This is a genomic window from Burkholderia sp. BCC1999 (genome assembly GCF_905339975.1).
In the GTDB taxonomy this organism is placed as follows: domain Bacteria; phylum Pseudomonadota; class Gammaproteobacteria; order Burkholderiales; family Burkholderiaceae; genus Burkholderia.
The window spans coordinates 246,579-267,879 of the sequence record NZ_CAJPHP010000010.1; the positions used below are offsets into that span (position 1 = coordinate 246,579).

At 66.6% G+C, this 21,301-nt stretch carries 19 protein-coding genes and 1 pseudogene; 9 read left to right on the top strand and 11 right to left on the bottom strand.

Features of this window, described 5'->3' with window-relative positions; genetic code table 11:
• Window positions 1-12 precede the first annotated feature (12 nt).
• The 6 genes from U5809_RS17010 to U5809_RS17035 form a co-directional block, all read right to left on the bottom strand.
• Window positions 13-2,052: a MacB family efflux pump subunit gene (locus U5809_RS17010; protein ID WP_322087379.1), complete on the bottom strand. Its 2,040-nt coding sequence runs from the start codon at window positions 2,050-2,052 to the stop codon at window positions 13-15.
• Window positions 2,053-2,054: 2 nt separating this feature from the next.
• A complete protein-coding gene (locus tag U5809_RS17015) occupies window positions 2,055-3,248 on the bottom strand; it encodes an efflux RND transporter periplasmic adaptor subunit (RefSeq protein WP_322087380.1) in 1,194 nt (397 codons plus the stop codon).
• Between the two features lie 268 nt (window positions 3,249-3,516).
• The gene (locus U5809_RS17020) at window positions 3,517-4,245 is read right to left on the bottom strand and encodes a class I SAM-dependent methyltransferase (protein WP_322087381.1); all 729 of its coding nucleotides are present in this window, start codon (window positions 4,243-4,245) and stop codon (window positions 3,517-3,519) included.
• 55 nt (window positions 4,246-4,300) lie between these two features.
• Window positions 4,301-4,882: an HD domain-containing protein gene (locus tag U5809_RS17025; RefSeq protein ID WP_322087382.1), complete on the bottom strand. Its 582-nt coding sequence runs from the start codon at window positions 4,880-4,882 to the stop codon at window positions 4,301-4,303.
• An 81-nt stretch (window positions 4,883-4,963) separates the two neighbouring features.
• Window positions 4,964-5,521, bottom strand: coding sequence for a helix-turn-helix transcriptional regulator (locus U5809_RS17030; RefSeq protein WP_322087383.1), 558 nt, complete (start codon window positions 5,519-5,521; stop codon window positions 4,964-4,966).
• 84 nt (window positions 5,522-5,605) lie between these two features.
• The gene (locus U5809_RS17035) at window positions 5,606-6,244 is read right to left on the bottom strand and encodes a hypothetical protein (RefSeq protein ID WP_322087384.1); all 639 of its coding nucleotides are present in this window, start codon (window positions 6,242-6,244) and stop codon (window positions 5,606-5,608) included.
• A 340-nt stretch (window positions 6,245-6,584) separates the two neighbouring features.
• On the opposite strand from U5809_RS17035, the gene U5809_RS17040 reads away from it, so the two are divergent.
• The 3 genes from U5809_RS17040 (at window position 6,585) to U5809_RS17050 (ending at window position 9,657) form a co-directional block, all read left to right on the top strand.
• Entirely contained in the window at window positions 6,585-7,988 is a 1,404-nt protein-coding gene (locus U5809_RS17040; RefSeq protein WP_322087385.1) for a DUF308 domain-containing protein, read from the top strand.
• A gap of 93 nt (window positions 7,989-8,081) precedes the next feature.
• Complete coding sequence (locus U5809_RS17045; RefSeq protein WP_176048247.1) at window positions 8,082-8,660, top strand: hypothetical protein; 579 nt, start codon at window positions 8,082-8,084, stop codon at window positions 8,658-8,660.
• A 265-nt stretch (window positions 8,661-8,925) separates the two neighbouring features.
• Window positions 8,926-9,657 carry a ribonuclease T2 gene (locus U5809_RS17050; protein ID WP_322087386.1) on the top strand — a complete coding sequence of 244 codons (732 nt, stop codon included), beginning with the start codon at window positions 8,926-8,928 and terminating at the stop codon, window positions 9,655-9,657.
• A 130-nt stretch (window positions 9,658-9,787) separates the two neighbouring features.
• Here the strand turns inward: U5809_RS17050 and U5809_RS17055 are convergent, their stop codons facing one another.
• Window positions 9,788-10,423, bottom strand: coding sequence for an isochorismatase family cysteine hydrolase (locus tag U5809_RS17055; RefSeq protein ID WP_322087387.1), 636 nt, complete (start codon window positions 10,421-10,423; stop codon window positions 9,788-9,790).
• A 322-nt stretch (window positions 10,424-10,745) separates the two neighbouring features.
• Here U5809_RS17055 and U5809_RS17060 point away from each other — a divergent pair.
• Window positions 10,746-11,131, top strand: a pseudogene (locus tag U5809_RS17060) (VOC family protein).
• Between the two features lie 211 nt (window positions 11,132-11,342).
• Window positions 11,343-11,882, top strand: a complete 540-nt coding sequence (locus U5809_RS17065) for an ATP-binding protein (protein ID WP_322087388.1) — start codon at window positions 11,343-11,345, stop codon at window positions 11,880-11,882.
• Window positions 11,883-12,058: 176 nt separating this feature from the next.
• On the opposite strand, the gene U5809_RS17070 is transcribed toward U5809_RS17065, so the two are convergent.
• The 3 genes from U5809_RS17070 to U5809_RS17080 all read right to left on the bottom strand — a co-directional run bounded on the left by U5809_RS17070 (window position 12,059) and on the right by U5809_RS17080 (window position 14,015).
• Window positions 12,059-12,478 carry a hypothetical protein gene (locus U5809_RS17070; RefSeq protein WP_322087389.1) on the bottom strand — a complete coding sequence of 140 codons (420 nt, stop codon included), beginning with the start codon at window positions 12,476-12,478 and terminating at the stop codon, window positions 12,059-12,061.
• Between the two features lie 137 nt (window positions 12,479-12,615).
• Window positions 12,616-12,990 carry a cytochrome c gene (locus tag U5809_RS17075; protein WP_322087390.1) on the bottom strand — a complete coding sequence of 125 codons (375 nt, stop codon included), beginning with the start codon at window positions 12,988-12,990 and terminating at the stop codon, window positions 12,616-12,618.
• A 110-nt stretch (window positions 12,991-13,100) separates the two neighbouring features.
• A complete protein-coding gene (locus U5809_RS17080) occupies window positions 13,101-14,015 on the bottom strand; it encodes a glutaminase (RefSeq protein WP_176048244.1) in 915 nt (304 codons plus the stop codon).
• A gap of 220 nt (window positions 14,016-14,235) precedes the next feature.
• On the opposite strand from U5809_RS17080, the gene U5809_RS17085 reads away from it, so the two are divergent.
• Window positions 14,236-14,946: a response regulator gene (locus tag U5809_RS17085; protein ID WP_176048243.1), complete on the top strand. Its 711-nt coding sequence runs from the start codon at window positions 14,236-14,238 to the stop codon at window positions 14,944-14,946.
• Between the two features lie 64 nt (window positions 14,947-15,010).
• Window positions 15,011-16,141 (top strand): ATP-binding protein, encoded by a 1,131-nt coding sequence (locus tag U5809_RS17090; protein ID WP_322087391.1) that lies wholly within the window; start codon window positions 15,011-15,013, stop codon window positions 16,139-16,141.
• Window positions 16,142-16,336: 195 nt separating this feature from the next.
• On the opposite strand, the gene U5809_RS17095 is transcribed toward U5809_RS17090, so the two are convergent.
• Complete coding sequence (locus U5809_RS17095; RefSeq protein WP_322087392.1) at window positions 16,337-18,748, bottom strand: patatin-like phospholipase family protein; 2,412 nt, start codon at window positions 18,746-18,748, stop codon at window positions 16,337-16,339.
• Between the two features lie 271 nt (window positions 18,749-19,019).
• Here U5809_RS17095 and U5809_RS17100 point away from each other — a divergent pair, with 271 nt between their 5' ends.
• Both U5809_RS17100 and U5809_RS17105 read left to right on the top strand, forming a co-directional pair.
• Window positions 19,020-20,054, top strand: a complete 1,035-nt coding sequence (locus tag U5809_RS17100) for a rod shape-determining protein (RefSeq protein WP_282508762.1) — start codon at window positions 19,020-19,022, stop codon at window positions 20,052-20,054.
• A 262-nt stretch (window positions 20,055-20,316) separates the two neighbouring features.
• Entirely contained in the window at window positions 20,317-20,976 is a 660-nt protein-coding gene (locus U5809_RS17105; protein WP_322087393.1) for a YdcF family protein, read from the top strand.
• Window positions 20,977-21,301: the final 325 nt, after the last annotated feature.

Sequence of the window (21,301 nt, forward strand, 5' to 3'; positions counted from 1 at the left end):
GCGGGCCTTGCGTCAGTCGCGCGCGAGCGCATCGATCGGATTGAGCCGCGACGCGTTGCGTGCGGGCATGAAGCCGAATATCACACCGGTGAGCGTCGAGCAGACGAACGCCGTCACGATCGCGCCGACGGAGAACACCATCTTCCACTGCGCGAAGAACATCGAGAACAGCGCGCCGAGCCCGAACGACAGCGCGATGCCGATCGTGCCGCCGAGCAGGCAGACGAGTACCGCTTCGACGAGGAACTGTTGCAGGATGTCGGACTGGCGCGCGCCGACCGCCATCCGGATGCCGATCTCGCGCGTGCGCTCGGTGACCGACACCAGCATGATGTTCATCACGCCGATCCCGCCGACGACGAGCGAGATCACGGCGATCAGCGACAGCAGCAGCGTCAGCGACTGGCCGGTCTTCTCGACGGTCTTGACCACGCTGTCCATGTTGTACGTGAAGAAATCCTTGCGGCCGTGGCGCTGGATCATCAGCTTCTCGAGGCTTTTCTCGGCGGCGGCGCTCGGCTGCCCGTCGCGCACGCGCACGGTGATGCTGTCGAGATAGCGCTGGCCGAACAGATGCCCGCTCGCGGTCGTGTACGGCACCCACACGTTCAGGCTTTTCACGCTGCCGAACGCGCTCTTCTTGTCGGCCGTCACGCCGATCACGACGCACGGCACGTTGTCGACGAGGATCACGTCGCCGATCGGGTTGCGCGTCGCGCCGAACAGCTTGCGGCGCGTGTTCTGGTCGATCACGGCGACCTGCGCCTGGCGGCGCACCGCGTCTTCGTCGAACGCGGCGCCGAACGCGAAGCGCATCCCGCGCGCCTGGAAGAAGCGGTCGCCGACGCCGCTCACGAGCGCGTTGACGTCGACGTTGCGGTAGCGCAGCAGCAGCGTGCGCGACGTTTCGGGCGTCGCGCTGTCGACGTACGGTTGCTCGGCGAGCGCGGCGACGTCGGCCGGTACGAGCGTCTGGATCGTGTCCGCGCGGCTGTCGCCCCAGTCGGTGCCCGGATAGACGTTGATCGTGTTGGTGCCGATGCTGCCGATCTCGTCGAGCATGTAGCGCTTCGCGCCTTCGCCGACCGCGACGATCGACACGACCGACGTGATGCCGATGATGATGCCGAGCATCGTCAGCACCGTGCGCAGCCGGTGCGATACGAGCGCGATCCACGCCATCCGGCATGCCTCGGCGAAGCGGCCCGTGCCGGCCGCGAAGCGCGGGGCGCGCGGGCCGGTATCGGTATCGGCACCGGCGGGCGGTGGTTCGTCGCGGCGATCGGTTGCGCGCGGCGCGCCGGCTGCCGTAGCGGTGGCTTCGGCCGTATCGATGCCGGCTTCCGCGAGTGCTTCGGCATACTGGCGGTTCGGCCGGTCGGCGACGATCTCGCCGTCGCTGATCTCGATGACGCGCCGCGCATGGCGCGCGACGGCCTTGTCGTGCGTGACGATCACGATCGTATGGCCGAGCGCGTTCAGCTCGTGCAGGATGCGGATCACGTCCTGGCCGCTTTTCGTGTCGAGCGCGCCGGTCGGTTCGTCGGCGAGGATCACCTGGCCGCCGTTCATCAGCGCGCGCGCGATGCTCACGCGCTGCTGCTGGCCGCCGGACAGCTGCCCGGGGCGATGGTGCGCGCGATCCGCGAGCCCGAGTCGCGCGAGCAGCTCGCGTGCGCGTGCGTGCCGCGCCGAGCGCGTGGTGCCCGCATAGATCGCCGGCATTTCGAGGTTCGCGACCGCGTCGACGTGCGGCAGCAGGTGATAGCGCTGGAACACGAAGCCGAAGTGTTCGCGGCGCAGCTGCGCGAGCTCGTCGCTGTCGAGCATGTGCGTGTCGCGCCCGCCGACCGTATAGATGCCTTCGCTCGGATGATCGAGGCAGCCGAGGATGTTCATCAGCGTCGACTTGCCGGAGCCCGACGCGCCGACGATCGCGACGATCTCGCCCGCGTCGATCGACAGGTTGACGTTGTTCAGGACGACGACGTCCTTGTCGCCGGCCGGAAAGCGGCGCGTGACGGCCGAGAGTTTCAGCAGGGGCTGGCTCATCGTCACACCACGTCCGACAGCGGTGCGTGGTCGTCGGCGGAGGCTTCGCCGATCACGACGCGCTCGCCGTCCTTCAGGCCGGCCAGCACTTCGACGCGCACGTTGTTGTTGATGCCGATGCGGATGTTGCGCGTTTCCGTGCTGCCGTCGGCGCGCAGCACGCGCACCGCATAGGCGCCGTCCTTGCGCTTCTCGCCGAGCGCGGCCGCCGGGATGCTGAGCGCGTTGCGTGCGTTGCCGAGTACGATGTTGACCTGCGCGGTCATCGAGATGCGCAGCTGGTGCTCGGGATTCGGCACGTCGAACAATGCGTTGTAGAACACCGCGGCGTTCGGTTTGGCACTGCCGCCCGCGCCGCCGCCGAGCGTGCTTTGCGCGTCGGCGTAGTTTTGCGGCGCCGGTTCGATCGCGCGCAGCCTGCCGTAGTGACGCGTGTCCGGTTCGCCGAGGATCGTGAAATACGCGGTCTGGCCGGCGCTCACGCGGATCACGTCGGCTTCCGACACCTGCGCCTTCACGGTCATCGTGTCGAGGTTCGCGAGCTTCAGGATCACCGGCGCCTGCTGCTGCGCGATCACGGTCTGGCCTTCCTGCGTGACGATCGCGACGACCTCGCCGTCGATCGGCGCGACGATGCGTGTGTAGCCGAGGTTGGCCTGTGCCGTTTCGATCTGGATGCGGGCCGAGCGGATCTGCGCGGCGAGCGACGCGAGTGTCGCGCGCTGCACGTCGAGCGTCGCGCGCGCGGCCTCGAACGACTCGCGCGACGTCGCATCGTCGGGCAGCATTGCCTGCTGGCGCCGGAACGCGAGTTCGGCCTGCGTCACCTGCGCGGCGGTCGATTGCTGCTGTGCGCGCAGGCTCTCTTCGCTGGCGCGCGCCTGGCGCAGCGCGTTTTCGGAGATCACGGGGTCGATTTCGGCGAGCCACTGGCCCTTCGTGACCTTGTCGCCGAGCTTGACCTTCAGCGTCTTCAACTGCCCCGATACCTGCGCGCCGACGTCGACCTGCTTGAAGGCCTGCAGCGCGCCGGTCGCGAGCACCGCGTTCTCGAGATCGCCGCGCGTGACGGGCGCGGACAGGTACTGCGGATGCTTGTCGGGCGCGCAGGCCTTCAGCGTGACGCCGGCGGCGATCGCGACGACGGCAAGGGTAGCCAGCACGATGCGCCGGCGGCGATGGGTCTTCTGGGCCATGAGAACACTGCGAGGATGAAGCGGCGCCGGCGATGCGTGCGGCCGAGCGGGACGATCCGGTCGGCGTCGCATGCCGGGCGTAGTGCCCGCGACAGCATCCGCGTTCGCATCGCGCGGGCGTGCCGAGTCGAATCAGGCGCCCATGGTAAGCGAGGATTTCGCGACAAATCGTGTGGAAATTGTGCTGAATTGTGCGAATGCCGCACGCGAGTGGGGGCGGCCGGCGTCGTGATGGCGGTTCCGGAAGGCGTCGCGCGCGGGCTCGTCGTTACCGCTGCGCGGCGACGATCGCCATCATCGGACGATCGCGTTCCTCGTCGAGTGCGGGCATCGCGTCGACTTGCTCGGGCGTCGGCCCCCATTCGTCCAGGTGCGTGAGCGTGAAGCCGTTGCCGATCAGCAGGTTCACGAGCGTGCCGAGCGTGCGATGCTGCTTGATGATGCCCGGCGCGAGCCAGTCGGTCACGCGCTCGCCTTCGCGCTGGTACCCGTCGACCGGCCAGGATCGCATGCCTTGCGCGTCGACGATGAAGCCGGGCCGGCGCGGTGCCGTATAAATCGGATGCTCGATCGAGAACACGAGGTGCCCGCCCGGCACGAGCGCGCGATGGATCGTGCGCAGCAGCGTGTCGAGATGCGCGATGTAGTGGAACGCGAGCGAGCTGTAGGCGAGATCGAACGCCGCGTCCGGCAACGCGAGCGTTTCGAGGTCGGCGCGACGGTATGTGATCGCCGGATGCGCGGCAGTCGATGCCGCGCGTTCGAGCATGCGCTCCGATACGTCGACGCCGAGTACGCTGGCCGCGCCATGATCGGCCGCCCAGCGGCTGAACCAGCCGTAGCCGCAACCAAGGTCGAGCACGCCGCGGCCGCGCAGGTCGGGCAGCAACGCACGCAGTGCGGGCCACTCGGGCGCACCGTCGAGCCCGAGAACCGAGCGGTTCAGGCGGCTGTAGCCTTCGAAGAAGGCCGGGTCGTCGTAGATGTTCTGTGTCATGCGTCGGGCCTCGTGCGAGCGGGGCGCGCGGTGCCGCGCGCCCGACACCGCGAGCTTACGCGTGCTGCCGATTCGCGTCGATCCTGCGCTGCGTGTCGGCGTCGACGATGGCGCGGATCGCGCTGAACAGCGGCGCGGCGTCGGTATGGCGGCGGCCGTAGTCGAGATTGAATGCGTAGTCGAAATCGGGCGGATTGCTGCCCTGGTTGTGCTGCAGGATCGTTTCGAGTTTGTCGAGCGCCTTCGCCGCGCGCGCTTCCGGCGACGCCGCTGCTTCGTATTCGTCCCACAGCGCGACGATCTCGTCGCGCCGTGCGCGGTCGAGCGATGCGGTCAGCGTCAGCAGGTCGTCGCGTTCGTGCGCGCTCTTGTCGGGGTGCGCGGCCTGCTCGATCGCGGGGATGTCGCCATGCAGCGCCTCGCCGAGATCGTGGACGACGCACAGCTTCAGCAGCTTCAGCGTGTCGACGCCGGGCAGCGCGTCCGCGAACACGAGCGCCATCAGGCACAACCGCCAGCTGTGCTCGGCCGTGCTTTCGGGGCGGCCGCCCGACGTGTGGCCGCTGCGCAGCACGTCCTTCAGGCGTTCGGCTTCGCGCAGGAAATCGAGCCGCGCGTGGATCGTATCGGGGTTCATGGTCGGCGTCCTTGCGATGAGCCGACCAGCGTACGCCGGCCGCGCACGGTTCGTCCACGCATGAAATATGCGCGGTGCGCGCTAAAGCGTCTCGACGAGCCGCGCGGCCGAACCGTCTGACAGCGTCATTCGGGTCCACCGGCACCGGCTGCCGCGGATCGGCACGACGCGCGACGCGTTCGCGCCCGTGTCGAACTCGACGCTCGGCGGCCCCGCGCGGTCATGCCAGCCGAGCGGGTCGAGCGCGGCTTCCATGCGGACGATCTCCGGCGTCGCGAAGCGCCACAGCGATGTACCGAGCAGCATCGAAAGCGGTTGCGAGAATTCGGCTGCGCGCGCCGGCGAACAGGCAAGCAGGCGGTGCGTGAGATCGCACACGAGATGCATGCAGCCCGCGCTGCCCGCGATCAGCCGCGCGAGCGCGTGATCGCCGGCGGAATCGAGGTGGGCGGCGAGCAACCGCTCGGCCGTCGCGCGTTCGTCGGGCGACATCTGCTGGCGGCCGGCTTCCCAGCGCGAGATCGTCGACTGCGCGACGCCGAACAATTCGGCCGCATGGCTTTGCTTGACGCGGTGCAGCGCGCGCCAGCGCTTGAGCTGCGGGCCGAGCGGCGGCGTGTGTAGCGGTGACGCGGTCATGGCGGCGCTCCGGTTGCGGTCGTGGGTTGCGCTCGCGCGCCGTGGTCTGCCGTCACCGGCGCAACGACGGCGACGCTTGCACCGTTACATGATCTTGAGGCCGCCGTTTGCCTCGATCGCGATGGCCGCGAACGGTACGAGCACGATGCCGCCCAGCACGAGCACGCCATCGGCGGCCACCGTGATTGGCGTGGCGAGGATCCGCAGGCCCATGCCGACGACGGACGGCGATTCCCTGATGTACACCGAGTACCGCTGGTTGAACGGTTGCGCGGCGCCCTTGTCCTTCTCGGCGAAACCTTCCGTCGAATAGCGCTTGCCTTCGATGTCGCCTTCGAGCACGAGGCCGGCCGGCTCGGCGGTGAATCCGTCGGTGCTCGCGGCCTGGCGGGCGTCGTCCGGCGCGTCCTTCGGCAAGACGATCCGGTAGTGCCCGGTGATGCTGCCGCCGCGCGCGTGGAAGTCGGCAAACGTCGTATGCAGCGATTTCCGGTAGCCGGACAACAGTACCGGCCGCAATTGCGCCGGCAGATCGAAGATGTAGTGGTAGTCGGTGCCGAGAACGACCAGCTTCTTGCCGTCCTGGGTGATCATGAAGCTCGTGACGTATTCGCGGTATGCGTCGTCCTTGTACAGCTTCGGCGTGAAGCAGCCCGACAGCGCGAGGCTGCTCGCGGCCATGCCAGCGAACAGCAGGCGCCGGCGCGTGATGAATGTGCTCATTTCTTGTTGTCCCGTCTGTGCGGTTCGGTTTAGTGGCTTTCGCCCTCGGAAGCTGGATTCTCGCGTATCCGCGGCAGGTTGTCGAACGGGAAATCTGCCATGGCAGCGGCCGGCCGGACCGACCCGCGCCCGGGCGAAAACGTTTTCGTCCTGCTTTCAACCGGCTCCGCCATATCTTATTATTCGGCCAGAGCGGCACGTGCCGGCCGCCATCGGTCATGTCGAGGCATGACGCGCCGGCAACGATGATCGCCTTCCGGCCGCCGCCTCGCACGACGCCTGGCCGACATGACCGGGAACGCAAGGCCGTGCGTATCCCGAAAAACGACACGAGGGCGCGATGGTACGACTGGTGTTGCTGTTGCTGGGCATCGAATACTTGCGAACCCGCTGGCGCGGCCTGACCGTGCTCGGCTGGGTGTGGGTGGCAGCAGGCGTCGGCATTTTCGTCGACGCGCTCGACGGTGCGCTGCATTTCCCGATCGAGCTGTTCGCGTGGCTGTTCCTGATCGAGGGGCTCGCGACGCTCGCGGTGGCCGGCAGCGGCGTCGGCGGGCAGCGCATCCTGCGCTACGTGAAGGGCATCGTGGTCGTGGTGGCCGCGGGGCTCGTGTTCGCCGGCCATCACCACGGCCATTTCCTGCTGTCGATGATCTTCGGCACGCTGTTCCTCGTCGACGGGCTGCTGCAGTGCACGTCCGCGTGGATGGTGCGCTACCGCCGCTGGAACGTCGCGTTCGCGTGGGGTGTCATCGAGATCCTGCTGGCGGTCTTCTTCTTCCAGCCGTACCCGACGCATTACGTCGGCACCGTGCCGTACTGCCTCGGCCTGCTGCTGATGTTCGGCGGGATGCACATGCTGAGCCTCGCCGCGCGCGTGCGGCGGCTGACGCGCAATCCCGCGTTTGCGACCTCGCCCGCGCCCGCGCTCGTGCCCGATCTCGACGATGCGCGCGACCGGCCGCGGTTCGCGCAATCCGAATGGGACGGCCCGCCGGCCGACGGCGAGCATGCGCTCACCGTGCATGTGTGGACGCCGACCGGCACGTCGAAGGCGGAAGCACAGCGCTATCCGGTGATCGACCGCTATATCGCGGCGGTGGACGTCAACGGCGTGATCTCGACCGGGCATGCGGCGCTGGAGTCGCCCGAAGGTATCTATATCAGCCTGTATCCGGGCGTCGAAATCGATCGTTCTCCGGATGAATTCACGCGCATCCTGCGTGCGACGCGCGAGAACGACGTGCCGGGCCTGTTCCAGCCCGACTACGCGACCGAGTCGAACGCGTGGTGTCCGTCGACCGTGCGCGTGCGCATCCGCAACTACGATCCTGCGAAGCTCGGCGCATTCTGGTCGTCGTACCGGCAGGACGTCACGTACAACCTCACGCACCGCAACTGCTCGAGCACCGTGTCGAATGCGCTCGAAGCCGCGCTCGACGGCGCGGTGTGGCGGCTGAAGGGCACGCGGGCCGGGTGGGGCGCGTTCGTGCGGCTGTTGCTGACGCCCGAGCTGTGGGTGGCCGCGCAGATCCGCAAGCGCGCGGTGACGATGGCGTGGACGCCCGGCCTCACGCTCGACTATGCGCGCGCGCTCAGCATGCTCGCCGATCCGCGGCCGTTCGCGTGGTGGAAGGTCGCGCGCTCGGCGGTGAAGGCGATCATGGCGTCGCGCCGCGCGTGGCGCGAGCAGGACAGCGCGGCGCTGTCGCCCGGCGGATCGGAGGCGGCGTCGATGAAGTGATCGCGTGGCGCCGGACGAGGGCCCGGCGTTACAGGGGGCGCCACCGTGCGGCCCGGCGAGTGTGCCCGCCATAACAACCCACAGACGACGACAATGAACGAGACGAGAGCTTTCCGTATCCTGATTCCCGCTGCGCTCGTGCTGGCCAGCACCGGCCTCGCGCAGGCGAGCACGGACGAAGTGCCGCGCATGAGCAACGACGTGTACCGGACGTCGGTATCGTTCTGCTCGAACGTCGCGGCCGCCGAGAAGATCGAGTGCCAGGGCGACATGATCGCCGCGGGCAGCCGGATCGTCGCGGCGATCGGCGGCTTGCCGCCGGCGTCCGCCACGGCGATCGACGAAGGCGCGCGCAACAAGCTGCCGCCGGAAGAGCGCAAGGGGCTCGCGCCCGTCGAGCCGGGCGCGATCGACAAGGACGACGACGTGGCCGGGCTCGCTGGCATGGTGCGCCTCTGCGACGTGTACGAATCCGAGCCGGCGTCGCGCGCGCGGCATCACGCGGCGCTGCAGCAGAAGGCGCCCGATGCCGCACCGCGCGTCGAGGCGTTGCTGGCCGATGCGTCGACGGCCGCGCGCCAGCGCGTCAGCATCGGGGTGTGGCAGATTCTCGCGCTCGAAGGCCCCGAAGCGTCCGCCCGCGCGTGCACGCAACTCGGCACGGGGTCGTGAGTGCCCGCTTGCCGCGGATGCGTGTCGCGCGGCCGTTGACGTGCCGGGATCGCTAGTGCGGTGCCCGGCGCGCGGCGGGACGGTCAGCCGCGCGCGATCGTGCCCGGCCTGACCCGTATCGGCTTGCCGAGTGTCCGGGCGACCCGCGAATTCTTTCGTCCACCTTCATATTCGTGCCACGTTGCGACGGCAACAATCGCGGGCAGACATTCGACAACCGTGCGGCGCATCCCGCGACCGCATGCCTTTTCCGAGGAAACACGCCATGCTCAAGACGCTCGCCCGCGCCGCTGCCGCACTCGCCGTCGCTTCCGTGTCGCTGCACGCCGCCGCGCAGACCAGCTACGACTACCTGTTGCTCGCCGCATCGTGGGAGCCCGGCTTCTGCGCGTCGCACGACACGCCGGAATGCACGAACCTCGCCGGCTCGTATGCGGCGACGAGCCTGTCGCTGCATGGCCTGTGGCCGAACCGCTATGACGGCAACCAGCCGTTCTACTGCAGCGTGCCGCAGAACGACATCGACCTCGACAACGCGCACCAGTGGTGCAGCATGGACGCCTACCCGATCAGCAGCGCGACCCGCAACACGCTGTCGACGTACATGCCGGGCGTCGCGTCGTGTCTCGACAAGCACGAATGGTTCAAACACGGCACCTGCTCGAATTCGGCGACGCCCGATGCTTACTGGAACCAGGCGTCGGGCATGATCAGCCGGCTCGGCAATACGTCGTTCAACGCATTCCTGCAGGCGAACGCGGGCAAGACGGTTACGCGCAACCAGTTGCTGTCCGCATTCGAAGGCGCATTCGGCAGCAATACGCGCAGCGCGGTGTCGCTGAAGTGCACGAAGACGAACGGCGTGAGCTACTTCACCGAAGCCTGGATCGCGGTGAAGACGAACGCGGCCGCGCAGTTCCCGAGCACGGCGTCGCTCGTGACGGACGGCAACACGCAGGGCACGTGCCCGACGTCGGGCGTGTACATCGCGAAGTAACGGGGAGGGGGGCGGCGCGTGCGTCATCGCGCACGCCGTCGCCCGTTGCACCTTCGGTGGAATGCCCGACCACGGCAGCCGGGCCGGTTTCAGTGCGTCGCGCTGCGGCTCGGCTCGTGTGCGCGTGCGCTTACGCGAGCAGCCGCAACGCGTCCTCGAGCGACAGCACCGTCGTGCGCGATTCGAAGGCGGTGGAGAACAGGTGCTCGTGAACCACCGGGTCCGGGTCGTAGCAGCAGTCCTTGACCGTATACAGGCGGAAGTCCGCGTCGCTCGCGTGGGCGATCGACGACAGCATCACGCCCGTCGATGCGATACCGACCATGATCAGCGAATCGACGCCTTGCTCAACCAGCCGCGCTTGCAGATCGGTGCCGAAGAACACGCTGGCGCGGTGCGCGACGATCAGCGGCTCGTCGGCCTGCCGGCCGAGCTCCGGCGACGTGCCGTCGTCGATGAAGAGGCCGAGCTGTTTGATCCCCTGGCCGTTCTTGTTGCGCGGGCTGACTTCCGGATAGCCGGGGCTGAACCGGAGGTTCGCGAACCAGACGCCGATGCTGCTTGCCCGCGCCGCATCGCAGAGTCGGCGCGTATTGGCGAGCAGCCCGGGCGCGACCGACGGAAAGAGGCCGAGGATATCGGTCTGGTAGTGCATGACGAGTAGCGCCGTGCTTGACGGCACGATGGCGGGAATCGGGGCGGATGGGTCGTCGCCGGGGTTCGTGCGGGGTGTCGATGCGATATCCGGTGCGTTTTGCCGAGTCATGAGCGAGGGTCTCCGATAGCCCGCGGGGAATTTCAGCGTCCCCGATTTGTACCGGAAAATCGGGTCGGCTGCCGATGCGATTTTCGTAGGGGCATTTTGCTGCGTCGCGCGGCAGTTTTCGTCATGGCGACGCCAGGTTTACGCACGGCCGCAATGTACTGGCGAGCGCGTGATCGACCAACGGTCGGTCGCGGTAGCGCGACGCCGATGTTGATGGTCGGCTGCAACCGTTCGCCGCTGCCGGTTGGCCGGTTTCGCGTGGATCGTGTCCGGAGCGGCGATGCCATTTCATGTCACGTTGCGCCAACACGAGCGACACGTCATGCCAGTTGCCGGATTCAATCACTACAATCCGCGGGCGGATCGATCGACACGCGATGTGCTCCGCGATTTCCATGTCGACATCGTCGGCCTGCATGAAGGGTTTCGCCCGCCGCTCATGCGCTTCGGGTATGGGTTGTATGCGGGTAAGCGGGACGTGCTGCATCTGACGGAAGCGCTGCCGGACGAGTCGCGTCCGCCGAACGTTGCCGATACGTTCGATCACGTCGCGTTTTCTGCGCGGATGCCGGCGAAATGGCGCGTCACCTGACCGACGCCAACGTGGCATTCACGCGCGAGTACGTTCCGCTCATGGGCCGGGTGCGGATTTTCTTCAACGATCCGTGCGGCAACGGCGTCGAGTTGAACTTCGCGCAAGCTGAATGAGCGCGCAGGGCGTTTGCGTTCAAGCGACGCATGCCTCATTGGGTTTGCGTCGGGGCTGATCGTTTCGGAAGACCGATCGCTTCGCCATGTTCGGCGACGGCTCGAATCCGGAGTCGACGCGGATGGTTGGACGGCGGCATCGAAATCAACGACATCCGGCGGTCGGGCCGTGCTGCCTCGACAACGCCGGACACAATAGCCAGGCGCCACTTTGGCGCTCGACCTGGAGAAAGAGGATTTCATGGGGGCGGTACATATCGTTTTTGGGCCGCAAGGTGCCGGCAAGTCGACTTACGCGCGTACGCTCGCAGCCTCGTCCGGCGCGACGCGTTTCTCGATCGACGAGTGGATGGCACAGCTGTACGGGCCGGATCTTCCGGAGCCGCTTCAATTGAGCTGGCTCATGGAGCGAGTGCAGCGCTGCGAGAGTCAAATCTGGCGCACTGCGGAGCAGATCGCGAAAAATGGCGGGAACGTCATTCTCGATCTCGGTTTCATGAAGGCGCGAAACCGTTCGGCGTTTGTCGATCGAGCCAGGGGCGCCGGTATTTCGAGTGAATTGCACTTTGTCACCGCACCGCATGACATCCGCCGCGGTCGTGTTTTGGCGAGGAATTCAGAAAAGGGCGAGACGTTTTCGTTCGAGGTTTCGCCTGCCATGTTCGACTTCATGGAAAAGGAATTCGAAGAGCCGACGTCGCTCGAACTTGCATCGGCAATCGTGTTCAATTCTCATATCGCGGCTGCGTGATCGTGTGATCGGGCTGGCGCTTGCTTTTCGGGTACAGGTAGCGGAGCGGCAGGAGCTGGAGCGCTCGGCTCCTGCACTCGAAGGTGGTGCTTGAGTTTTCGAGCGCCCGATTCACGGAAGGTCGATCGTTCGATTGTTTTGCGGAACGTTTGCGGTGGTGCCGACGATCATCTCCGCTAGTGCAGCAGATCACAATGAATCTGCAGGCTTTCCGTTGCGTTGCGGTGAATTTGAAACCCGTGCTGCATCAGCGCGGCCTGGATTTGCGCGAGGGCCGACGCGCATCGCCGCACGCGGCGCCGCTGCCAGAAAGGCGGCGTGAATACGCCCAGCGGCAACATCCGTATGCGCCGCCCGTTCAGACTGAATGAAACGTCGATATGCGTTCCGTCGACATCGTGTCCGTTGCTGCCGAAAATATCGGCCAGTTCGTCGCCTCTGGCGGGATAGAGCAAGCGGAACATGCCGATGCCCAATGCGCGAAACCCGCGACGTGCAAAGCCCAGGCCGGATGCTCGCGGCTCGTAGCCGCGTGTCAGGATCAGATTGATTTCCGCGGGCAACTCGGACCGGATCACCTGCAGTTTCTCCAGCACGCGGGCCTCCACGCGGATATGTCGTGCGGGCCAGCGCGGCCGGATCTGCACACCCGCTTGAACACCACGAGTCAGCGTAAGCAAATTTGAATGCATCGTGAGAATATCCGTGAGCGCGGCCGGCAACACGCAAGTCTTCAATTTTTTAAAATCAGGCTGCTCAGATATTGATTCAAATCGCGAAAATCTTTAACCGACCAGGGGTGGGGCGGTAGTTTTATACCGTTTTCTCGCAAAGTTTTTGGAATCAGGTCGCCATTCGGGCGAAGTATGATTGATGAAACGATGACGCCCGGATAGTCGCTGAGTCGTTTTTTGAAGGCGGGCGTCGTCAGGTCGGGGGTGGGCGGGCTGCTTTTGTTGGCCAATGGCCCTGTTCCTCTGGCATCTGCTCCGTGACACATGGCACATCTCGCCAGGAAGATCTTTTTCCCGTTGTCACTATCCGCAAAGGTCGGTGACGTTTGGGAACACAATAAAACCCCTAATGCGGCGGCGAGGAATATTTTCATCTTTTGGTATTTTTATAAACTTGTGAATGTCTCTTTGGGATCGCCTGCCGAGTGTACCGATATTCACCTGCCGCCGTCACACCAGATTAAGCACGCCAAACTTCCCCACCTCAAAAAATCGACCTTCCGGTATAAGTCGTCAACCACTCCAGCGCCAACGTGCCGGCCAGCGAGTTCCCGTTCGCATCCAGCCCCGGCGCCCACACGCACACGGCCATCTCCCCCGGCAGCACCGCAACGATCCCGCCGCCGACGCCGCTCTTCGCCGGCAGCCCGACGCGATACACGAAATCGCCGGCTGCATCGTAAGTGCCGCAGGTCAGCATCAGCGCCGACAGCCGCTTCGCCGAACTCGAATCGACGATCCGCTCGCCCGTCACCGGCGCGACGCCGCCGTTCGCGAGGAACAGCGCGGCGCTGGCAAGTTCGACGCAGTTCATCGTGATCGCGCACTGGCGGCAATACGCGTCGATCACCGTGTCGGGCGGCATCTGCATGTTGCCGAAGCTCGCCATGAAATGCGCCATCGCGCGGTTGCGCTCGGCATGCTGCAACTCCGACTGCGCGACGCGCGAATCGTAGTCGATGTCGTTCGTGCCGATCATCCGCCGGACGAACTCGACGAGCGCCGTTTCGGCCTTCACGAAGCGACGGCACAGCACATCGGTGACGACCAGCGCGCCCGCGTTGATGAACGGATTGCGCGGTTTGCCGCGTTCGCTCTCGAGCTGGACCAGCGAATTGAACGCGTTGCCGGACGGCTCGCGGCCGACCCGTTCCCACAGGTCGTCGCCCAGCAACTGGAACGCGAGCGTGCACGCGAACAGCTTCGAGATGCTCTGGATCGAGAAACGCTCGTGCGCGTCGCCGACCGTGTAAACGTTCCCGTCGAGCGTCACGACGGCCATCCCGAACTTGTCGGCAGGCACTTTCGCGAGTTCGGGAATGTAGTCGGCAACCCGTCCCTGGCCAATCCAGGGGGCGAGTTCGGTGTGGATGCGTTCGAGGATCGTCTGGTAATTCATCACGTGAGGCAGGGTAGAGGCGCGGCCCGGATTCCGGCGAGCCCGTATGGAACCGTCCCGGCGCCGATTCGTCAAGCGCGGATGGTATCGCGCCCTTATTTTCAAGACCGTCAAACGGGCAAGCGGCGGTCGCAGTATCATGCGGTACGTTTCGGCCGATGGCCGGCGTCCGGCACCGGCCGGCGCCGCCGCGGCCTACCTGATGATCCGACCGCTGCCCATGTCTTTTCGTATCCTGCTCGTCGAAGACGACACCCGCCTGTCCACGCTGATCGCCGGCTACCTGCGCAAGAACGACTATGAAGTCGACACTGTGCTGCACGGCGACGCCGCGGTGCCGGCGATCCTGTCCCTTCGTCCCGATCTCGTCATCCTCGACGTGAACCTGCCGGGCAAGGACGGCTTCGAAATCTGCCGCGAGGCGCGCAAGCAGTACGACGGCGTGATCATCATGGTGACGGCGCGCGACGAGCCCTTCGACGAGCTGCTTGGCCTCGAGTTCGGCGCGGACGACTATGTGCACAAGCCGGTCGAGCCGCGCATCCTGCTCGCGCGGATCAAGGCGCAGCTGCGCCGCGCGCCCGCGCGCGCGACCGAGAGCGCCGCGCCGCAGCCGGAGCGCTACGCGTTCGGCAAGTTCTCGATCGACCGTACCGACCGCACCGTCGTGCTGCCCGACGGCAGCACGCCCGACCTGACGTCGGCCGAATTCGACCTGCTGTGGGCGCTCGTGTGCCATGCGGGCGAAGTCGTCAGCCGCGACGACCTGATGCTGCAGCTGCGCGGCGTCGAATTCGACGGCCTCGACCGCACGATCGACGGGCGCATCTCGAAGCTGCGCCGCAAGCTGCGCGACGACGCGAGCAACCCGCAGCGGATCAAGACGATCCGCAGCAAGGGTTATCAATTCAGCAAGCACGCGTGGGAATGACGCGGCCTTCGGGCGACGTCGTCACGTTCCGCGCGGGCATTCCACCCGCCGGCCGGGAGCCGCGATGATCCGACGAACCCGTTCGCACCCCGATGCACCGCCACTGCCGACACTGCGCTACGTCAAATGGCGCTGGCTGCATTTCCGCCGCGCGTGGACCGACACGCGCGCCGACCGCATTCCGAGCTGGTCGCGCCTCTATGTGCGCACCTACCTGCACCTGCTTGGCCTCGTCCTGCTGACCGCACTCGTGCCGGCGCTCGCGCTGTGCGTCGAATTGTCGCCGCAGGTCGTGTGGCATGCGTTCGATTCGCTGCCGGGCGATATCTATATCGTGCTTGCGTTCGTGTTCGCCGCGCCCGCATTGGCGGCGTACCGGTGGATGCGGCCCGTCTGGTCGGATCTCGTGATGGTGCGCGAGCGCGCGATCGACTTCACGGGCGGGCGCTTCAACACGCGTGCGCGCGAATCGCACAGCGTGATCATCGGCCCGCTCGCGCGCACGCTGAATGCGCTCGCGATGCGCATGGAGCGCTTGATCGCCGCGCAGCGCGACCTGACGAACGGCATCTCGCACGAGTTGCGTACGCCGCTCGCGCGCGTGCGCTTCGCGCTCGAAATGCTGCGCGAACCGGCGTCGGCCGCCGAATACCAGGGCGCGCTCGAGAGCATCGCGCAGGACGTGACGGAACTCGAGGAATTGATCGACATGAGCCTGACGTTCGCGCGGCTCGAGTACAGCTCGCTGCAGTCGAACCTCGAGATGACCGCGCCCGTCGCGTGGTTCGAACACCAGATTAACGACGCGCAGCTGCTGTATCCGGAGCGCGCGATCGAGTCGCGCATCGCGATCGCATCGGACCTGCGCGTGAAGATGGACCGGCGGTTGATGTCGTACGCGATGCGCAACCTGTTGCGCAACGCGAGCAAGTACGCGAGATCGCGGATCGTCGTCGGGATCTCGCTCGTGCACGGCAACATCGGGATCTTCGTCGAGGACGACGGCCCCGGCGTGCCCGAGAGCGAGCGCGAGCGGATCTTCGATGCCTTCGTGCGCCTCGACCGCCGCACCGGCGGCTACGGGCTCGGCCTGTCGATCACGCGGCAGGTGCTCCATGCGCACAACGGCCGGATCGCGGTCGTCGATCCGGTCGAACTCTGCGGCGCGCGCTTCGAAATCAGCTGGCCGGTCTAGCCCATCCGTACATGAGGTTCGATCCCCGATCGCCGCGATGGCGGCGCGCTTGCACGCGGAATGCGAGGGCGCACGACAGTATCGAGCGCGCACAGGCGCGGGCGGTGGCGATGGCCGGGGATTTCTAATCGGGACTGCGAAGGCAACACGGCAACACGGCAACACGGATGCCGCCGAAACGGCATCCGCGCATGCTCAGTACGTGCGGCCGAGCTGCAGGTAGAAGTTGCGACGGCCGCCCGGCGCGAGCGCCACGCCGATGTAGACGGGCCCGAACGCGGTCGACAGGCTCGTGAAGAACGTATAGCTCTGCTTGAGCGCGCCGCCGCCGATCTGCTGCCCGCTCGACCACACGTTGCCGACTTCCGCGCTGGCGCCGACCGACAGCGCCTTGATCGGCGACGCGTTGAACGTCATCAACTGGTTCATGTAGGTGATCTGACCGTACGCGAGCTCGTTGCCGTTCAGCTGGTCGGCCGCATACGCGGACAGGTGCTGGAAGCCGCCGAGCGTGAAGTTGAACGCGTTGATCAGGTTGGTGCCGCCGATGCTCTTGCCGCCTTCGATCGTCGCGCTGACGCTGTGGCGGCCGAACTGCTGCGCCACCATCGCCTTGCCGTAGATCTCGGTGTAGGGCGCGTTGTTGATGCTGTCGTCGAATTGGCTCGCCGAGCCCCCGTTGCGCGACACCAGCGAGCGCTCGACGCGCAGTTCGGTGAAATAGCCCTTGCGCGGAAACAGCGGATCGTCGAGCTGGTCGATGACGAGGCGTGCGCGCGCGGTCAGCGCCTGGGAGGTGAAGCTCGGCCACAGCAGGTTCTGGCCGCTGCCGTCGTCGAACGGCAGGTTGTACGTCGGCGAGCCGTGCCCGGTCACGTAACCGATACCGATCCGGAAATCGCCGAGCCGCGCGATCGGCAGGCCGAAATCGATGCCGGCACGCGCCGTCTGCATCAGGTACTGCGTGATCTTCACGTCGCCGGTGTCGTCGTACAGGTTCGCGTAGCGACGCTGGTACTCCGCGTAGGGCGACAGGTAGACGCCGTAGGCCATCGACAGCGGCTGGCGGAATTCGATGCGCGCCGACTGCAGGTCGCTGCCGATCGTCGTGTCCGCGCGGAATTCGAGCCCCGATTCGGTGAGCCACGGCCGCCGGTAGCCGACGTGCAGGCGGAAACCGCCCTCGTCGGTCGAGCTGCTCGACATGCCGAGCCCGAACAGCAGGAAATTCGGCCCCCAGTACTTCTCGCGCGCGTTGATCTCGAGCACGTTGTCGTCGCCGCGGCTCACGATCTGCTGCGTGACGCTCTCGAAATTGCCACCCGTCGTGAGGCCGAGCAGATCCTGGCTGACGGTCTGCGGATCGTAGGTATCGCCGGGCTTCACGTGCAGCGCGTTGCTGACGACGCGCTTCGGCACGCCGCCGCTGGTCTTGATGTCGATGCGCGTGATCCGGATCGGCGGCGGCAGCGGCTGCGCATGCGCGGACCGGTAGGCCGCGTACTGCTCCGGCGTGAGCGCGAATCGCTTCAGCGTCGGCAGCGCGGCGGTCGCGGCGGCCGCGCCGGCGGCGATCGCCTGCTTCGCGTTCTGGAAATCGGTAAACGCGAGCCCGCCGAGGTCCGGCGTGAGCAGCACGTCCTGTGCGTCGAGCTGCTTGCGCTGGGCGGTCACGTTCTGGCGGATCAGGATGCCGACCATCTGCTGCATCACGTCGGCGGGCGACGCAAGCGCGTCGAGCGGGCGCAGTTGCGAGCCGATGTCGACTGCGATCACGACGTGCGCGCCCATCTGCCGCGCGGTGTCGACGGGCAGGTTGCTGACGAGCCCGCCGTCCACGAGCGCGCGCCCGTTGATCTCGGCCGGGGCGAACAGGCCGGGCATCGCCATGCTCGCGCGGACCGCGAGCGGCAGCGAGCCGTGGTCGAGCACGACCATCTGGCCCGTCTGTAGGTCGGTCGCGACCGCACGGTACGGGATCGGCAGGTGGTCGAACGGCTGGTTGGTCGGCACGGCGGCCGTCCAGTTCGCGAGCAGCGCCTGCAGCCGGTTGCCCTGCACGAGGCCGACCGGCGCCTTCACGCCTTTCTTGCCGAACCCGAGCGTCAGCCCGTTGATGTACAGCCGTTCGTCTTCCCGGCTGGTTTGCGGCAGGTCCGCGCGCTCGGTCACGTCGAACGCGATATCCGCGAGGTTGACCTCCGACAGCCGTTTTTGCATCTCGTCGGCCGCCATCCCGCTCGCGTACAGGCCGCCGACGACGGCGCCCATGCTGGTGCCCGCGATGCAGTCGATCGGGATGCGGTTGTCTTCCAGCACCTTCAGGACACCGAGGTGTGCGTAGCCGCGCGCACCGCCGCCGGACAGCACGAGGCCGATCGACGGGCGGCCGGCCGGGCCGCCGTCGGCCGTGCAGGCGTTCGCCGGCGCAGCGGGCGCGGCAGCCGGCGCGGAGGCGGCTGCGGTGTCGGCCGGGGCGGCGGCTGTTGCGGCGGCGGGTGCGGTGGCCGGCAGCGGCTGCGCGGCGACCGTGCAGCACCAGACGGCGACGAGCGTCGTGCAGAGCGGGCGCACCCGCGCCCAGCGGGAGGAAACGGTCGCTGTCATGGTGGAAATACCTGGCGTGATCGGGCGTCTGAGGCCTGCAGGGAGCAGGCAAGACCGAGAGATTACCGTGTTTTACAGAGGCAATGCGAGAGGCCGTTGCGTAGCCGGATGCGTCCGGAGCGGTACATTTGACAATTGCGTCGCGAAAAAATCATCGGAATTGCCTAAAGTATCGGAACGATTTGCCGCTAAGCTCGTGATGGGGCGGCATGGACGCGCCGCAAAAAATGCGACGCGGCTGTCCCGGCCCGTTCGTTCACAAAGGTTTGATATGTCGACACCGCTGTTCGGAAAGTTGTTTGCGCAACCCGTTGCGATCGACCCTGGAACGGCGAGTACGCGGATTTATACGCACGAGCGCGGCGTGGTGCTGAACCAGCCGTCGGTCGTCTGCTTCCGCAAGGGCGGCGCGACCGACGCGCGGCCGACGCTCGAGGCGGTCGGCGAGCTCGCGAAGGCGCTGCTCGGCCGCGAACCGGGGCATCTCGAAGCCGTGCGGCCGATGCGCCATGGCGTGATCGCCGACGCGCACGCGGCCGAGCAGATGATCCGCAGCTTCATCGACATGTCGCGCACGCGCTCGCGCTTCGGCCGCCGTGTCGAGGTCACGCTGTGCGTGCCGTCCGACGCGACGGCCGTCGAGCGCCGCGCGATCCGCGAGGCCGCATTCGCGGCCGGTGTATCGGACGTCGAACTGATCGAGGAGTCGCTCGCGGCCGGGCTCGGCGCCGGTCTGCCGGTAACGGAGCCGGTCGGCTCGATGGTCATCGACATCGGTGGCGGCACGACCGAAGTCGCGGTGATCGCGCTCGGCGGGATCGTCTACCGCGAGGCGATCCGCGTCGGCGGCAGCCAGTTCGACGCGGCGATCGTCAACCATGTCCGCAACCTGTATGGCGTGCTGCTCGGCGAGCAGACGGCCGAGCACGTGAAGAAGACGATCGGCTCGGCCACCAGCGCGGTGCCGCGCACGTCGACGCGCGCGGTCGGGCGCAGCATCGGCGACGGCCTGCCGCGCTCGGTCGAGCTGTCCAACCACGACGTCGCGGATGCGCTGGCCGCGCCGCTCAAGCAGGTGATCGGCGCGGTGAAGTCGGTGCTGGAAAACGCACCGGCCGAGCTCGTGACCGACATCGCGCATCGCGGTGTGGTGCTGACGGGCGGCGGCGCGCTGCTCGCCGGTCTCGAACGCCTGCTGCACGACGAGACGGGACTGGTCGCCCGGATCGCCGACGAACCGGCCACCTGCGCGGTGCGCGGCGCCGGCGAGGCGATGGGGCGGCTCGCGATGTGCCCGGTCGACTGATTCGGGCCCTGCCGGGCCGTGCATCGCGGCGCGGCCGTTTACATTGTTTCGATCTCCGTAGATCTCCGCAAACCACCGTATTGCCTGCCCGCTGCGCCGGGCACGCATCTCCGGTCGACTTGCCGCCAAGGCGGGCCGCCGTCCGGCATTGGCCCGTCGCGTGGACACCTGAACGCGCACCGTGCTAGCGTTACGCGCCCGTGCGGGGCCGGGCAAGCCGAAACGCACGACGAGCCCGACGACCTGAGAGAGACCGAAAACCTTGAAAAACCACACCAAACGGGGCTTCGTTGCCCGAACGGGCCGCCTGCTGGCCGTCGTTGCCTGCCTCTGGATCGTCGCAGCCGTTGCGCTCGTCACGTACGGGATGCGGATGCCGAGCGAGCCGGCCGATGTCGCCGTGATCTTCGGCAACGCGCTCGACGAGACCGGTGCGCCGAAGCCGGTGCTCGCCGCCAGGCTCGATGTCGGCGTGCGCTGCTACCGCTCGGGGCAGTGCCCGGCGTTCCTGGTCAGCGGCGCGATTGACGGCCCCGGGCTCAACGAGGCGACCGCGATGCGCGACTATCTGGTGGCGCACGGCGTGCCGGCCGACCGGATCGCCGTCGACGACCAGGGCGACAACACGCTCGCGACGGCGCAGCACACGCTCGCGTACCTGCAGGCGCACAACGTGTCGCGCGTGCTGATCGTCAGCCAGTACTACCACCTCGCGCGAGCGCGCCTCGCATTCGAGCGCGTCGGCATCGCAAGGGCGAACATCTCCGCCGCGTATCCGGGCCGTTTCCAGTTGCGCGATGTCTATTCGAGCTGGCGCGAAGTGCCGGCCTACGCGGTGTATGCGGTGCGGTTGTGGGTGAACCCCGATGCGCGGCCTGTTTCGTTCCGGCCGATGCTTTATCTGATGAGCCTGTTTTCGTAACACGCCGCGGGGCGAATGCTTCCGCGTGCGCGTGGTTCTTTTTTTCCTTTCGGTTTCGGCCGTTTCCTGCCCGCAGCCCGAATGTCTTCGACATTGGGCAAGCGATAACGATTCGCATTGCAGTTTCGATGCAAGGCGTAAATCGAAGTAAATTCGTAAGGCATTCGAAAATCCGGGTTTAATCCAATTATTAAGTGGGTGCTGATTATTCGTGTCGGCGATTTGTGAGAGTTAAAATATTGCACTGCGGGATTCATATACCTTGAATCAAGACTGCGCATCAGCGTTTTCACGGATACGGTGATTCCGTTGTTTTTGCGAAAAA

Coding starts and splice junctions, on each gene's coding strand:
- U5809_RS17010 (WP_322087379.1), bottom strand. CDS start 2,052: ATGAGCCAGCCCCTGCTGAAACTCTCGGCCGTCACGCGCCGCTTTCCG.
- U5809_RS17015 (WP_322087380.1), bottom strand. CDS start 3,248: ATGGCCCAGAAGACCCATCGCCGCCGGCGCATCGTGCTGGCTACCCTT.
- U5809_RS17020 (WP_322087381.1), bottom strand. CDS start 4,245: ATGACACAGAACATCTACGACGACCCGGCCTTCTTCGAAGGCTACAGC.
- U5809_RS17025 (WP_322087382.1), bottom strand. CDS start 4,882: ATGAACCCCGATACGATCCACGCGCGGCTCGATTTCCTGCGCGAAGCC.
- U5809_RS17030 (WP_322087383.1), bottom strand. CDS start 5,521: ATGACCGCGTCACCGCTACACACGCCGCCGCTCGGCCCGCAGCTCAAG.
- U5809_RS17035 (WP_322087384.1), bottom strand. CDS start 6,244: ATGAGCACATTCATCACGCGCCGGCGCCTGCTGTTCGCTGGCATGGCC.
- U5809_RS17040 (WP_322087385.1), top strand. CDS start 6,585: ATGGTACGACTGGTGTTGCTGTTGCTGGGCATCGAATACTTGCGAACC.
- U5809_RS17045 (WP_176048247.1), top strand. CDS start 8,082: ATGAACGAGACGAGAGCTTTCCGTATCCTGATTCCCGCTGCGCTCGTG.
- U5809_RS17050 (WP_322087386.1), top strand. CDS start 8,926: ATGCTCAAGACGCTCGCCCGCGCCGCTGCCGCACTCGCCGTCGCTTCC.
- U5809_RS17055 (WP_322087387.1), bottom strand. CDS start 10,423: ATGACTCGGCAAAACGCACCGGATATCGCATCGACACCCCGCACGAAC.
- U5809_RS17075 (WP_322087390.1), bottom strand. CDS start 12,990: ATGAAAATATTCCTCGCCGCCGCATTAGGGGTTTTATTGTGTTCCCAA.
- U5809_RS17080 (WP_176048244.1), bottom strand. CDS start 14,015: ATGAATTACCAGACGATCCTCGAACGCATCCACACCGAACTCGCCCCC.
- U5809_RS17085 (WP_176048243.1), top strand. CDS start 14,236: ATGTCTTTTCGTATCCTGCTCGTCGAAGACGACACCCGCCTGTCCACG.
- U5809_RS17090 (WP_322087391.1), top strand. CDS start 15,011: ATGATCCGACGAACCCGTTCGCACCCCGATGCACCGCCACTGCCGACA.
- U5809_RS17095 (WP_322087392.1), bottom strand. CDS start 18,748: ATGACAGCGACCGTTTCCTCCCGCTGGGCGCGGGTGCGCCCGCTCTGC.
- U5809_RS17100 (WP_282508762.1), top strand. CDS start 19,020: ATGTCGACACCGCTGTTCGGAAAGTTGTTTGCGCAACCCGTTGCGATC.